The following is a 13,948-nucleotide window of genomic DNA, read 5'->3' as shown; positions in this document are numbered from 1 at the left end:
CGCGCAGATCCGGGCGACTCAGCGAGGTCAGCCGGCGGGGACGTCGACGACGCGCTCCTCCCCGACGGCCACGACGAGCGAACCGTTGGAGGCCGAAGCGACGTCCGCTTGGAGCCGCTCGAGCTCCGCCGGCGGCACCCACAGTTCCAGCTCAGCCTGCGCCCCGTAGACCGGCTCACCGAGCGTCGCACCGTGGGTAGCGGCCCAATCGCGCAGCAGGTTGTCGTACCGCCCGGCGTCGGCGTGGGGGACGACGAGGGTCGCGCGGGTCAGGGTCTCACGGCGCACGAGCGCGGCGAGGTCGAGCGTCTCGGAGGCCGCCGAGGAGTACGCGCGGACGAGCCCACCGGCCCCGAGCTTGACGCCGCCGAAGTACCGTGTGACGACGACGACCACGTCGGTCAGCTCGCGCCGCCGGATGACCTCGAGGATCGGCATCCCCGCCGTGCCGGACGGTTCACTGTCGTCGGACGAGCGGGCCTGGTCGCCGAGCAGCCCGGTGACCATCGCGACGCAGTGGTGTCGCGCATCCCACGCCTGCTTCTTCACCCGCGCGATGACCGCTTCCGCGTCCTCCGGCGACGCGACCGGGTGGGCGAGGCCGAGGAAGCGCGACTTCTTGATCACGAGTTCGTGCTCGACCGGCGCGGCGATCGTCGCCGGGTACTGCCGCGCGGTGGTCATCCGTCCGAGCGTACTGGTGGCCGGTCGACGAGGCCCGTTCGGCCTACGGCCGCAGCACGTCGTCGGCCGGGTGGGCCTGCACGTGCCCACGGACGAAGATCAAGCCGATCACGGCCACGAGCATGATGAGCAGGTTGGCCGGACCGGCGATCGCCAGGAACACGCTCTGACCGGCGGCCGCTCCCGCGTGGTCGATCCCACCGGTCGAGAGGAAGAGCGTCGGGTCGTAGAGTCCGTGGATCAGGATCGGCCAGATGAGGTTGCCGGTCACCCGGAGCGTCAGGTACATGCACACGCCGAATCCGAAGGTGTAGACGACGGTCACGAGCACGGTCACGACCGGCTGGCCCGACAGGAGGTTGGAGGCGTGCAGCAGCGCGAAGACCAGCGAGGAGATCACCATCACGATCCACTCCGAACTCCCGGCGTCGCGCAGCATCTTCACGACCAGTCCGCGGGTCAGGATCTCCTCGGCGAACCCGATGAACACGCCGGACAGCATCGCGACCACGACCACAGAACCCTCGTAGCTCCCGTAGTCGATGCCGAGCAACCGCAGGACGACCGCGGCGAGGATCACGATCGGAGCGGCCCACATCCACCAGCGTCCGCGGATCGGCTGCTTCGCGAACAGCTCCCGGAACCAGCCGACCGAGAGCACGAACCCGGCCAGGACGAGGGAACCGACGATGAGCGGCAGCATGAGCCCGAAGAACACGCTCTGCGGGGTCGCGAAGAGGTTCTCACCGATCTGCGATGTGAAGAGCTGCCCGACGACCCAGCCGGCCCCGAGGTACAGGGCGAGGTAGACGATGGCCAGCAGGAACGCCCGGCCGATCCCGCCCTTCGCCCAGAAGTCATGCCATCCGCTGGTGGTGAGCGTCCGCTGACGTCGGTGCTCGTGACCCCTGTGCTCGCCCATGCATCGATCCAACCACGGAGCACCAGACTGAGTCGCCCGAATCTGCGCGGACCCGGCCGCAATTCGTGCAGATCCGAGCGACTCAGTGGGTCAGCCGACGCCGTTCAGGACCGAGGAGGCGAAGGAGGCGGCACGGACGCCGAGCGTCGCGATGCGCTCCTGGCGGGCCGCCTCCGCGTCGAAACCGACGTAGGCGAGCGGTGGCAGCTTCCGCACGTTGGCCGAGCACTGGAAGTCGGCGCAGACGAGCGTGCCGACCGTGTCCCCGTTCTTGCCGGCCTGCCCGGCCCGCTTCGCGCTGTAGAACACGACGTCGTTGCTGAGCGTGATGTCCTGGCACCACGCGCACTGCGGCCGGGTGCGGGGTGTCGCGTCAGCCTGTCGGAGGAGGATGCCGACGGGTTCGCCGTCGACGATCGTGACCACGTACGCGCGTCGCGGCAGCTTCTTGTCGCGCCACCCGAGGAAGTCACGCACCTCGAAGTCGATCGCGTCGAGGTCGACGGGAAGGCTCACGTCACTGACCTCCTTGCGCGACGCGTTGACGAAGGAGGCTCGGATCTGGGATTCGTTCAGGGGGATCATGGGTTCACCGGTTTCGGCTGGGCCGTCGTGGCGACGGCGGAGAGACCCTCCGCGCGTCGGTGCGCTGCGGTGGGTACGTCAGGGTGCGCGGCCCCGTCGCCGTCGCTCGGACGAGCGCGATGGACGAAGCCGACGTCCTCACCGGGTGGGCGAGGTGGTCGACCGGGTGCGCTGCTCTCTCGGGCCGGTGTTGCGGACGCCGACGACCTCCAGACGCCCGACGCGGGGCGGAGTGATGAGCATGGACACACCGGCACTGTATCAAGCGGTGGCGCGCTCGCTCCCCCGATCCGCACGTTCTGGCTCCCGGCGCGGCAGGATGGACGTATGACCCTCGACGTCGCCCTCCTCCGCACCGCGTTCCCGTCCCTCGCCTCGGGCATCGCCCACTTCGACGGCCCCGGCGGCACCCAGACGCCGCTCGCCGTCGGCCAGGCCATCCTCGACACCCTCACCGGGCCACTGTCCAACCGGGGTTCGTCGGTCGCGTCCGAGCGTCGGGCGGACGACGCCGTGACCGCCTTCCGCGCCGCGTGCGCCGACCTGCTCGCCGCAGAGGAGCGGGGCATCGTCTACGGTCGCAGCGCGACCCAGCTCACGTACGACTTCTCCAGGCATCTGTCGCGCGACTGGATCGCCGGCGACGAGATCATCCTGTCCCGACTCGACCACGACGCGAACGTGCGCCCGTGGGTGCAGGCGGCGGACCGCACGGGCGCGACCGTCCGCTGGATCGACCTGGACCCGGCGACGGGCGAGCTCGACCTCGCCGACCTCGACGACCTCGTCACCGAACGCACGAGGCTCGTCGCCGTGACCGCTGCGTCGAACCTCCTCGGCACCATCCCGCCGGTGCGGACGATCGCCGATCGGGCGCACGCGGTCGGCGCACTCGTCTGGGTCGACGGCGTCCACTACACGGCCCACCACGTCGTCGACGTCGAGGCCCTCGGTGCCGACTTCTTCGTCTGCTCGCCGTACAAGTTCTTCGGGCCGCACTGCGGTGTCCTCGCCGCGTCGCCGGCGCTGCTCGAGTCGATCCACCCCGACAAGCTGCTGCCGTCGACGAACGTTGTGCCGGAGCGCTTCGAGTTCGGCACGCTGCCCTACGAGCTCATGGCCGGCGTGACGGCGGCCATCGGCGTGCTCGCGTCGATCGACCCCGGTGACGCCACGACGAGACGCGACCGTCTGGTCGCCTCCGCTGCAGCCGTCCACGAACGGGAACTCGCGCTGCGCACCCGCATCGAAGGCGCCCTCGCGGAGCTCGGCCCGCTCGTCGAGCTGCACTCGCGGGCCGCAGAACGCACGGCGACGCTGTTCATGACGTTCCCCGGCAGGCGTGCAGCCGATGCGGCCGCCTTCCTCGCCGCTCGCGACGTCCTCGCACCGGCCGGCTCGTTCTACGCGGTCGAGCCGTTCGCGGCGCTGGGCCTCGACGACGTCGGAGGCCTCCGCGTCGGCGTCGCCCCGTACACCTCGGACGAGGACGTCGACCGCCTGCTCGACGGCATCAGGGCCTTCCTCGCCGATTGAACGGCCCGCCGATTGAACGGTTGGCGGACCGACCCGGCGTCAGCGCTCTCAGGACCGCTTGCCGCTCTCGCGTCGCAGCACGACGAACCCGGCGACCATGACGACCGCCCCGAGGACGAGGGTGATGATCCGGAAGAACCCGAAGTCGTCGACACCGAAGATCAGGGGCCCGGCGAAGAGGAACGTCGCACCGACGAAGTACCAGACCGAGGTCGTCTGACCGTTGAGTGACGTGGGCGGAGGCGTTGATTCGGGCTCCGCCGCGGCGGGACCGCCCTGGGGCGCCTCGTCCCCGTATGGTGCAGGTTCGGGCTGCGTCGATCCGGTCATCATTCGCTCCGATCCGCGTCGCGCTCGGTGGTGTCCGCGACGTCGAGCCCCACGCTACGCAGCCCTCGAGCGCCGCGAATCCCCCAGGTGACGGAGATCAGGCCTCGCTGGCGAACATCCGTCCGTCTGGGTCGAGTTTCGTCAGGAGGGCGGCGGAGATCTCGCCGAGCTGCTCGATCTGCGCCGGCGTCAGCGCGTCGAGGACGAGGGATCGCACGTGCTCGACGTGGCCCGGTGCGGCCTGGACGACCTTGTCCCACCCCGCATCGGTGAGCGTCACGTTCGTCGCCCGTCGATCCTCCGGGCACGGCGTGCGCGCCACGAAGCCGGCCTCCTCCAAGCGGGTCAGCACCCGCGACAAGCGGGGCAGCGTCGCATTCGTCCGGGCGGCGAGCGCCGAGGTGCGCAGCGTGCGGCCCGGGGTCTCGGACAGCATCGCGAGCGTGAAGTAGTCGAAGTGCGTCAGGTGTTGGTCCCGCGTGAGCTGGAGGTCGAGGGCGGCCGGCAGGAGTTCGAGCACCGCGGCGAAGCGCACCCAGGAGCGTTGCTCGTCGTCGCTCAGCCATCGCGTCTCGGTCATGACTCCAGCGTAGCAATAGTTGCGCCTACAACTAACCGGTGCTACGTTAGTTGTATCAACAACCAATTGACCCGTGACCAGGCGGCCACGAGAAGGAGCATCGTCATGACGAACGTCACCATCTTCGGAACCGGCAACATGGGCACTGCCATCGCCGGCGTCCTCGCAGCGGGCGGCGCCTCCGTCGACCACCTCGGGTCGGCCGAGACCGGCACGATCACCGGCGACGTCGTCGTCCTCGCCGTCCCCTACCCGGCCCTCGCGTCGATCGTCGAGCAGTACGCCGACCAGCTCGCAGGCAAGGTCGTCGTCGACATCACCAACCCCCTGGACTTCTCGACCTTCGACGCCCTCACCGTCCCAGCCGGCAGCTCGGCTGCAGCGGAACTGCAGGCGAAGCTCCCGAGCTCCCACGTCCTCAAGGCCTTCAACACGAACTTCGCCGCGACCCTCGCATCGAAGCAGGTCGGCGACGTGGCCACCACGGTCCTCATCGCCGGGGACGACGCCGACGCCAAGGCCGCACTCCAGCAGCTCGTGACCGCCGGAGGCCTCGAGGCCGTCGACGCCGGGTCCCTGAAGCGCGCCCACGAACTCGAGGCGATCGGCTTCCTGCAGCTCACGCTGGCGGCCTCGGAGAAGGTCTCCTGGACCGCGGGGTTCGCGCTCGTCAAGTAGCCGTCGGATCGTGATCCGGGAGGAACGATCCTCCCGGATCACGACGGATTGGAGGACGATGGGCGCATGACCTTCCGCGCCCTCGCCCCTGGCCAGCGTTCCAGCATCCTGCTCGGCGGGCCGCACGATGATGCGCCCGTGCTCCTCTTCGAGACCGACGAGCTCCTCGTCGAAGCACCGAACTGGTCACTCGACGGCCGGACGCTGCTCCTCAACGGCAACGGGCGGCTCTGGGCGCTCCCGGTCGACGATCCGACCGCCGGGCTCGCGCCGATCGAGTTCCACGGCCTCCCCGAACTCAACAACGACCACGTCCTCGACCCCGACGGCGAGCACATCCTCCTCTCGGCGATGGACGGTCACATCTACCGCGGCGCGCTCACCGGCGGGCCGGTCACGAAGCTCACCGCCGACGACGACCGGTGGCACTTCCTCCACGGCGTTTCGCCCGACGGCACGCGGATCGCGTACGTCGAGCTCGAGGGCTTCGAGCACCCCGGTCGACTCGCGATCGCTCCGGCGGTCGAGGGCGGCGGCCCCGTCACCGTCCTCGACACCGGCGACGGCCACCTCGACGGTCCGGAATGGTCGCCCGACGGCCGATGGCTGTTCTGCAACACGGAACACTTCGGCACCGGCCCCGGCCATGCGCAGCTCGCGCGGATCCCCGACGGCGGCGGCGAGCTCGAGCAGCTCGTCGTGAGCGACACCGTCGACTGGTTCCCGCACCTCTCCCACGACGCCCGACTGGCCTCGTACATCGCCTTCCCCGCCGGCACGATCGGACACCCGGCCGACCTCGACGTCGAGGTCCGGCTCATCTCGACCGACGACTGGGCGACCCCGCTCCGTCGCTACCCACTGTTCGGCGGGCAGGGCACCCTCAACGTGAACAGCTGGTCCCCCGACAGCTCACGGTTCGCCTTCGTCGCCTACCCGATCGACGACTGAGGCACCGGGACTCCGGGCGCGCGGGCCGTCAGTCGGTACTGTCGGAGCGTGACCGATGCCAGCAGCGCCCACTCCCAGACGCTCTCGCGCGGCATCCGGATCCTCGAGGTCCTGGCCGACGCGCGCACCCCGCTGACGATCGACACCCTGAGCGCGACGCTCGGCCTGCACCGGAGCGTCACCTACCGGCTCCTGCGGACGCTCGAAGACCACCGCCTGGTCGTCCGCGACGGTACGGGACGGATCGCACTCGGATCGCGCCTGGCAGCCCTCGCCGCCGGTGTCTCCCACGACCTGCAGGCCGCCGCCCTGCCCGAGCTGACGGCCATCGCGAACGAGCTCGGCATGACCTGCTTCCTCACCGTGCTGGACGGCGACGAGATCGTCACCCTCGTCAGCGTCGAGCCACGGCACACGATGGGGTCGATCGCGCAGCGACCCGGCACCCGGCACCCGGTCGGTGTCGGCGCGCCTGGCAAGGCGATCGCGTCCCGCCTCTCCGAGGCGCAGTGGCCGGACACCCTCGACGACGACCACCGCGGGGAGCTGGCAGCAGTCCGCGAACAAGGCTGGGCGTCGAGCCACGACGAGGTCATCACCGGTCTCCGCGCCGTTGCCGCCCCGCTCTCGGCGCACGGCTCGCCGGCAGCCGCCCTCGCGGTCGTCTACGTCTCCAGCAGCCGCTCCGAAGCCGACATCGCGGCCCGCCTCATCGAGGGGGCCGCGACCATCGCGTCGTCGGTCTGACCGCGCCTACATCCGGGTGCCGTAGACCTGGCCGCGTCCCTGCTGCTCCTCCGCCTCGCCACCGAGCGGGATGCCCGTGCGGTCGCGCAGGAGGAGGGTCGCCGCGAAGGCGATCACGATCATGCCGGCGATGTAGAACGCGACGCTCGTGGACGACCCCGTGACCTGCACCAGCCAGGTCGCGATCGTCGGGGCGAACGCGCCGCCGAGGATGGCGCCGATCGCGTAGGTGACCGAGACGCCCGTGTACCGGATCGACGCGGGGAACAGCTCGGCGAAGTACGCCGCCTGCGGCCCGTAGGTGAAGCCGTTGCCGATCGTGAACAGGGCGAGCCCGAGGAACAACAACCACGGGTCACCGGTGTTCACGAGCGGGAAGAGCACGAAGACGGTTGCCAGGAACGCGACCCAGCCGATGATGTAGGTGTTGCGTCGGCCGATCCGGTCGGAGAGCGAGCCCGCGAACCACGTGACGATCAGCCAGACGATGGCCGACCCGGTGACCGCGAGCAGGACCGGTGTCCGCTCCATGCCCACCAGGCCGCCGTCGGCGAGCGGCGTCGTCGCGTAGTTCTGGATGTAGCCGCCCGTCGTCATGTAGCCGGCGGCGTTGTTGCCGGCGAAGGTGAGCGCCGCGAGCAGCACGAGCAGCCAGTGGTGCCGGAAGAGCTCGACGATCGGGACCCGGCGACGCTCCTTGTTGCGGGCGAGGGCGACGAAGACGGGGCTCTCGTCTACCTTCCGGCGCACGACGTAGCCGACGATGATCAGGACGAAGCTCAGCAGGAACGGGATCCGCCAGCCCCACTCAAGGAACGCCGCGCCGGGCGAGATCACGCCCGTCATGAGGGCGAGCATGCCGGAGGCGAGGAGGAGTCCGATCGGGACGCCGATCTGCGGGAACGCCCCGAACCGGCCGCGGCGGCCGGTGGGAGCGTGCTCGACCGCCATGAGGACGGCGCCGCCCCACTCGCCGCCGGTGGACAGCCCCTGCAGGATGCGGAGGAGCACGAGCAGGGCGGGGGCGATGATCCCGATCTGGTCGTAGGTCGGCAGCAGACCGATGAGCGTCGTGGCAGCTCCCATGAGGAAGAGCGTGATGACGAGCATCTTCTTCCGGCCGATGCGATCGCCGTAGTGCCCGGCGACGAACGCGCCGAGCGGCCGGAACAGGAAGCTCACACCGACGGTCGCGAACGACAGCAACAGCGCGGCCTGCGGTCCCGCCGGCTGGAAGAAGAGCTGCGAGAAGACGAGTCCGGCGGCGCTCGCGTAGAGGAAGAAGTCGTACCACTCGACCGTGGTGCCGATGACGGTGGCGAAGGCCACGCGCCGGAGTTCCGCGGGCGTCGTCGCTCGCGCCAGTGATGCGGTTGTCATTGTCTCGAGACCCCTTTGTCCGTCGCGGCCCGCCATTGGACCGCCAGAATGTACACCACATCGTATACAATCATGCTCACCGCGCAAGAGGCAGTCGACGACGACGCACCGTATCGTGATCGCAGGCCGCAGTCGACGCAGATGAGGACGGGACGCGATGCAGGATCACGAACGACAGGCGATCGCCGACGAACTGGCGGTGGCGCACGAGGAGCGGAGCGTCATCCCCCTCCTCACCGCCCGGCACCCGGACATGACCGTCGAGGACTCCTACGCCGTGCAGGCGCTGTGGGCCGAACGCCGCATCGCCGCCGGTCGGCGCGTCGTCGGCCACAAGATCGGCCTCACCTCAAGGGCGATGCAGCAGGCCACCGGGATCACCGAACCCGACTACGGCGTCATCCTCGACGACCAGGTCTTCGACTCGGGCGCGACGCTCGACTTCGACGCCTACTCCAACGTCCGCGTGGAGGTCGAGCTGGCGTTCGTCCTCGGACGCCCGCTGCAGGGCCCGCACTGCACGATCTTCGAGGTGCTCGACGCGACCGACCACATCGTGCCCGCGCTCGAGGTCCTCAACTCACACATCGAACTCGACGGTCGCACGATCGTCGACACCATCGCCGACAATGCGGCTCTCGGCGCCATGGTGCTCGGCGGAACGCCCGTCCGCCCCGACGCGATCGACCCGCGATGGGTCTCGGCCCTGCTCTACCGCAACCAGACCATCGAGGAGTCGGGGGTCGCCGGCGCCGTCCTCGGGCACCCGGCACTCGGCGTCGCGTGGCTCGCGGGCAAGCTCGCCCAGCACGGCGGGAGTCTCGCCGCCGGGGAGATCATCCTGTCGGGGTCGTTCACGAGACCGATGTGGGTCGAACGGGGCGACACCGTCCACGCCGAATACCAGGGACTGGGAGCCGTGACATGCCGATTCGAATGACCCTGCCGCCGACCTTCGGCGAGCGCCTGCGCACCGCGGATCGCCCCCTCGCCGGGATGTGGGTGGTGTCGGGGAGCCCGATCGCGGCGGAGATCGCTGCGGGCAGCGGCCTCGACCTGCTCCTCATCGACGGCGAGCACTCGGCGAACACCCTGGAGAGCATCCAACTGCAGCTGCAGGTGGTCGCCGCCTTCCCGGTGTGTCCGCTGGTGCGGGTGCCGTTCGGCGACGCGGTCGTCATCAAGCGGGTGCTCGACCTCGGGGCGCAGAACCTCATCGTGCCCATGGTGTCGTCGGCCGAGCAGGCGGCGGCGCTCGTGCAGGCCGTGCGGTACCCGCCTCAGGGCGTCCGTGGGGTCGGCAGCGCGCTCGCGAGGTCCTCCCGCTGGAACCGCGTCGACGACTACCTCGCGCAGGCGGACGATTCGGTGTCGCTCACGGTGCAGATCGAGTCGGCGGAGGCCGTCGAGCAGGCGGAGGACATCCTCGCGGTCGACGGCGTGGACGCGGTGTTCGTCGGTCCGGCCGACCTCTCGGCGTCGCTCGGACTGCTCGGTCAGCAGGGGCACCCCACCGTGGTCAGCGCTGTCGAGCGGGTGCTCGATGCCGCCGCCGCCGCGGGGAAGCCGGCCGGCGTGAACGCCTTCGACCCCGGCATGGCCGAGCACTACCTCGACCGCGGGGCGTCCTTCGTCCTCGTCGGTGCGGATGTGTCGCTCCTCGCCCGCGCATCCGAGCAGTTGGCGGAGCGCTTCGTCGACGGCCGGAGTGATACGAGCCGCAGCGACGGGTACTGACCCTTTCCCACTGCGCCCAGATCGTATACGATTCTGGATACCGACGACGAGGACGTGTGATGAGCAGCCACCAGAGCATCGAAGGTCTCCCGAACAGCGGGGGCGGCAAGATCATCGCCGTCCACCTCAACTACCCGTCACGGGCGGCCCAGCGCGGCCGCACGCCGGAGCACCCCTCGTACTTCCTCAAGCCGTGGTCCTCCGTCTCAGGCACGGGCGGCACCGTCGAGCGCCCGGCCGGCGCGGAACTGCTCGCCTTCGAGGGAGAGATCGCCATCATCATCGGGACCGCGGCCCGCCGCGTCAGGGTCGAAGACGCCTGGCAGCACGTCTCGGGCGTCACCGCGGCGAACGACTTCGGGCTCTACGACCTCCGCAGTGCCGACAAGGGGTCGAACCTGCGCTCGAAGGGCGGTGACGGCTACACGCCGCTCGGCCCGTCCGTCATCTCCGCCGAGCAGATCGATCCGGCCGCCCTCCGCGTGCGCACCTGGGTCAACGGCGTCGTGGTCCAGAACGACACGAGCGACACGCTGCTCTTCCCGTTCGCCCAGCTCATCGCCGACCTCTCGCAGCTCTCGACGCTCGAGCCCGGCGACGTCATCCTCACCGGCACACCCGCCGGCTCCTCCGTCGTCGTGCCCGGCGACGTCGTCGAGGTCGAGGTCGACGCACCGACCGCACCCGGCACCCCGACGAGCGGTCGACTCGTGACGACGGTCGTCGAGGGCACCGAGCCCTTCGGTGGGTTCGGCGCGAAGCCGGCCGTCGACGACCATCAGCGGATCGAGGCCTGGGGGGACGCTGCGGCGGCGGGTCTGCCTGCACCGACTGAGCCTCCCACCGCTGCATCGCCCGCCGAACCGCTCGACCCCGCGGTCGCCGGACAGCTCGCCTCGGTCTCGACGGCGACGCTCAGCGCCAAGCTCCGGGCCCGCGGGTACACCGAGGTCTTCATCGAGGGCGTCCAAGCATCGCGACCGGGCACGCGCATGGTCGGCGTGGCCCGCACCCTCCGGTTCGTCGCCTACCGGCCCGACCTCTTCGCCGAGCGCGGCAACGGCTTCAACGCGCAGAAGCGCGTCTTCGACACCGTCGAGGCCGGCGAGGTCATCGTGATCGAGGCACGCGCCGAGCGCGGCACGGGCACCGTCGGCGACGTCCTCGCGCTTCGGGCACAGCAGCGGGGAGCGGCCGGGGTCGTCACCGACGGCGGCATCCGCGATGCCGAGCAGGTCGCGGCGTTCGACCTGCCGACCTTCTCGCAGGGTCCGCACCCGTCCGTCCTCGGGCGCCGCCATGTGCCGTGGGAGACCGATGTCGCGGTCACCTGCGGCGGGGCGACGGTCCTGCCCGGCGACGTGATCGTCGGGGACGGTGACGGCGTCATCGCGATCCCCCGGGCGCTCGCCGCCGAGGTCGCCGCGGAGGCGGTCGTGCAGGAGGCGGAGGACGCCTGGATCGCCGAGCAGGTCCGTGGTGGTGCAGCGGTCGACGGCCTCTTCCCGCTGAACGCCGAGTGGCGGGCGCGATACGAGAGCGAGCAGGGACGATGAGCGGACCGCACCCGACCACCGGGCAGGAGGCGTCGCTCAGCAAGTCGGAGCGCGCCTACCGGTTCATCCGCGAGGCCATCGACGAGGGGCGCTTCGTCCCCGGGTACCGGCTGGTGCTCGGCCAGATCGCCGGTGAGCTCGACATCAGCGTGGTCCCGGTGCGCGAGGCGATCCGTCGGCTGGAGGCCGAGGGGCTCGTGACGTTCGAGCGCAACGTCGGCGCGCAGGTCGCGATGCTGCACGAAACCGAGTACCTCTTCACGATGCAGACGCTCGCCCTCGTCGAGGGCGCAGCGACCTCGATGAGCGCCGCCTACCTGACCGACGACCACCTGGCCCGCGCCCGCGAGATCAACGAGCGGATGCGCCGCACGCTCGACGACTTCGACCCGCACGCGTTCACGGCGCTGAACCTGGAGTTCCACACCGTCCTCTTCGAGGAGTGCCCGAACCCGCACGTCCTCGACCTCGTCCACCGCGGCTGGCGGCGGCTGAACGCGCTCCGCGACTCCACGTTCAGCTTCGTGCCCGGCCGCGCGCGGGAGTCGGTCGCAGAGCACGACGGCATCCTCGAACTCATCGTCGCCGGCGCGCAGCCGCTCGAGATCGAGATCGCCGCCCGCGACCACCGCACCGCGACGCTCGACGCCATGCTCGCGTACCAGGCGGAGCACCAGCCGCCCACCACGGCCCGCCCGCCGTCGTCACCGCCGTCCACCACCGACCGGAGGAACCACCCATGACCCAGCACGTTCCGGCAGCGTTGCCCGACCGTATCCGGCACTACATCGACGGCGCGTTCGTCGACTCGGTCGACGGCGACACCTTCGACGTCCTCGACCCGGTGTCGAACGAGACCTACGTCCAGGCCGCCGCCGGCAAGCAGGCGGACATCGACCTCGCCGTCGCCGCCGCCAAGCGCGCCTTCGACGAGGGTCCGTGGCCGCGGCTCCTCCCCCGCGAGCGCAGCCGGATCCTGCACCGGGTCGCCGACGCCGTCGAAGCGCAGGACGCCCGCCTCGCGGAGCTGGAGAGCTTCGACACCGGGCTACCGATCACGCAGGCGCTCGGTCAGGCGAAGCGCGCCGCCGAGAACTTCCGGTTCTTCGCCGATCTGATCGTCGCCCAGCACGACGACACCTACAAGGTCCCGGGGCGGCAGGTCAACTACGTCAACCGCAAGCCCATCGGTGTCGCGGGGCTCATCACGCCGTGGAACACGCCGTTCATGCTCGAGAGCTGGAAGCTCGCTCCGGCCCTCGCGACCGGCAACACGGTCGTCCTGAAGCCGGCGGAGTTCACCCCGCTCTCGGCGAGCCTGTGGGCGGACATCTTCCGCGACGCCGGCGTGCCCGACGGCGTATTCAACCTCGTGAACGGCCTCGGTGAAGACGCCGGTGACGCCCTCGTGAAGCACCCGGACGTGCCGCTCATCTCGTTCACCGGCGAGAGCAGCACCGGTCAGCTCATCTTCGCGAACGCCGCGCCGTTCCTGAAGGGGCTCTCGATGGAGCTCGGCGGCAAGTCACCGGCCGTCGTGTTCGCCGACGCCGACCTCGACGACGCCCTCGACGCGACGGTGTTCGGGGTGTTCTCGTTGAACGGTGAGCGCTGCACCGCCGGCAGCCGCATCCTCGTCGAGCGGAGTGTCTACGACGACTTCGTCGAGCGCTACGCCGAGCGGGCCCGCAACATCGTCGTCGGGCACCCGAACGACCCGGCCACCGAGGTCGGCGCGCTCGTGCACCCGGAGCACTACGAGAAGGTCATGGGCTACGTCGAGATCGGCAAGACCGAGGGCCGCCTCGTCGCCGGTGGTGGTCGCCCCGAGGGATTCCCGACCGGCAACTACGTCGCGCCGACGGTCTTCGCCGACGTCCCGCCGACCGCCCGCATCTTCCAGGAGGAGATCTTCGGGCCGGTCGTCGCCATCACCCCGTTCGACTCCGACGAGGAGGCGCTCGCCCTCGCGAACGACACGAAGTACGGGCTCGCCGCGTACATCTGGACGAACGACCTCAAGCGCGCACACGCCTTCTCCCAGAACGTGCAGGCCGGGATGGTGTGGCTGAACTCGAACAATGTGCGCGACCTCCGCACGCCGTTCGGCGGTGTAAAGGCCTCGGGTCTCGGGCACGAGGGCGGCTACCGCTCGATCGACTTCTACACCGACCAGCAGGCGGTGCACATCACGCTGAACCAGGCGCACTCCCCGCGTTTCGGCACGGGCGGGCCGCTGCAGGCCGCGCACTGACCGCTCCC

15 protein-coding genes are annotated in these 13,948 nt (G+C 70.3%); 9 read left to right on the top strand and 6 right to left on the bottom strand.

Translation table 11 applies throughout. From position 1 onward, the window contains the following. Nucleotides 1-27: 27 nt before the first annotated feature. From RWN05_RS15310 to RWN05_RS15300, 3 genes are all read right to left on the bottom strand, one after another. Nucleotides 28-684, bottom strand: coding sequence for a YigZ family protein (locus RWN05_RS15310; protein WP_314140187.1), 657 nt, complete (start codon nt 682-684; stop codon nt 28-30). Between the two features lie 43 nt (nt 685-727). Then, nucleotides 728-1,606: a CPBP family intramembrane glutamic endopeptidase gene (locus RWN05_RS15305; protein ID WP_314140186.1), complete on the bottom strand. Its 879-nt coding sequence runs from the start codon at nt 1,604-1,606 to the stop codon at nt 728-730. Between the two features lie 90 nt (nt 1,607-1,696). Beyond that, the gene (locus tag RWN05_RS15300) at nt 1,697-2,191 is read right to left on the bottom strand and encodes an FBP domain-containing protein (protein ID WP_079003820.1); all 495 of its coding nucleotides are present in this window, start codon (nt 2,189-2,191) and stop codon (nt 1,697-1,699) included. Nucleotides 2,192-2,518: 327 nt separating this feature from the next. Between RWN05_RS15300 and RWN05_RS15295 the strand changes: the two genes are divergently transcribed. After that, nucleotides 2,519-3,727 (top strand): cysteine desulfurase-like protein, encoded by a 1,209-nt coding sequence (locus tag RWN05_RS15295; RefSeq protein ID WP_314140185.1) that lies wholly within the window; start codon nt 2,519-2,521, stop codon nt 3,725-3,727. A gap of 48 nt (nt 3,728-3,775) precedes the next feature. Here RWN05_RS15295 and RWN05_RS15290 read toward each other — a convergent pair whose 3' ends face one another. After that, nucleotides 3,776-4,057, bottom strand: coding sequence for a hypothetical protein (locus RWN05_RS15290; protein ID WP_153303369.1), 282 nt, complete (start codon nt 4,055-4,057; stop codon nt 3,776-3,778). Nucleotides 4,058-4,154: 97 nt separating this feature from the next. Further along, a complete protein-coding gene (locus RWN05_RS15285; protein WP_121291417.1) occupies nt 4,155-4,637 on the bottom strand; it encodes a MarR family winged helix-turn-helix transcriptional regulator in 483 nt (160 codons plus the stop codon). A 105-nt stretch (nt 4,638-4,742) separates the two neighbouring features. Here RWN05_RS15285 and RWN05_RS15280 point away from each other — a divergent pair, with 105 nt between their 5' ends. The 3 genes from RWN05_RS15280 (at nt 4,743) to RWN05_RS15270 (ending at nt 7,013) form a co-directional block, all read left to right on the top strand. Continuing rightward, nucleotides 4,743-5,315: an NAD(P)-binding domain-containing protein gene (locus RWN05_RS15280; protein ID WP_314140184.1), complete on the top strand. Its 573-nt coding sequence runs from the start codon at nt 4,743-4,745 to the stop codon at nt 5,313-5,315. A gap of 66 nt (nt 5,316-5,381) precedes the next feature. Next, the gene (locus RWN05_RS15275) at nt 5,382-6,266 is read left to right on the top strand and encodes a biopolymer transporter Tol (protein ID WP_314140182.1); all 885 of its coding nucleotides are present in this window, start codon (nt 5,382-5,384) and stop codon (nt 6,264-6,266) included. Between the two features lie 48 nt (nt 6,267-6,314). Continuing rightward, nucleotides 6,315-7,013: an IclR family transcriptional regulator gene (locus RWN05_RS15270; RefSeq protein ID WP_314140181.1), complete on the top strand. Its 699-nt coding sequence runs from the start codon at nt 6,315-6,317 to the stop codon at nt 7,011-7,013. A gap of 6 nt (nt 7,014-7,019) precedes the next feature. On the opposite strand, the gene RWN05_RS15265 is transcribed toward RWN05_RS15270, so the two are convergent. Beyond that, nucleotides 7,020-8,393 carry an MFS transporter gene (locus tag RWN05_RS15265; protein WP_314140180.1) on the bottom strand — a complete coding sequence of 458 codons (1,374 nt, stop codon included), beginning with the start codon at nt 8,391-8,393 and terminating at the stop codon, nt 7,020-7,022. A 157-nt stretch (nt 8,394-8,550) separates the two neighbouring features. Here RWN05_RS15265 and RWN05_RS15260 point away from each other — a divergent pair, with 157 nt between their 5' ends. Genes RWN05_RS15260 through hpaE form a run of 5 tightly spaced genes read left to right on the top strand, consistent with a single transcriptional unit; the run spans nt 8,551 to nt 13,940 of the window. Further along, on the top strand, nt 8,551-9,333 hold the full coding sequence (locus tag RWN05_RS15260) for a fumarylacetoacetate hydrolase family protein (protein WP_314140179.1): 783 nt from the start codon (nt 8,551-8,553) through the stop codon (nt 9,331-9,333). Next, nucleotides 9,318-10,130, top strand: coding sequence for an HpcH/HpaI aldolase/citrate lyase family protein (locus RWN05_RS15255; protein WP_314140177.1), 813 nt, complete (start codon nt 9,318-9,320; stop codon nt 10,128-10,130). The genes RWN05_RS15260 and RWN05_RS15255 overlap by 16 nt, the downstream gene beginning before the upstream one ends. A gap of 59 nt (nt 10,131-10,189) precedes the next feature. Further along, nucleotides 10,190-11,686 (top strand): fumarylacetoacetate hydrolase family protein, encoded by a 1,497-nt coding sequence (locus RWN05_RS15250; RefSeq protein ID WP_314140176.1) that lies wholly within the window; start codon nt 10,190-10,192, stop codon nt 11,684-11,686. Continuing rightward, entirely contained in the window at nt 11,683-12,429 is a 747-nt protein-coding gene (locus tag RWN05_RS15245) for a GntR family transcriptional regulator (RefSeq protein WP_314140175.1), read from the top strand. The genes RWN05_RS15250 and RWN05_RS15245 overlap by 4 nt, the downstream gene beginning before the upstream one ends. After that, complete coding sequence (gene hpaE / locus RWN05_RS15240; RefSeq protein WP_314140174.1) at nt 12,426-13,940, top strand: 5-carboxymethyl-2-hydroxymuconate semialdehyde dehydrogenase; 1,515 nt, start codon at nt 12,426-12,428, stop codon at nt 13,938-13,940. The genes RWN05_RS15245 and hpaE overlap by 4 nt, the downstream gene beginning before the upstream one ends. Nucleotides 13,941-13,948 lie beyond the last annotated feature (8 nt).

The organism is uncultured Plantibacter sp. (assembly GCF_963518075.1).
Taxonomy (GTDB): Bacteria; Actinomycetota; Actinomycetes; order Actinomycetales; family Microbacteriaceae; genus Plantibacter; species Plantibacter flavus_A.
This window is presented reverse-complemented; position numbering and strand designations above follow the sequence as displayed.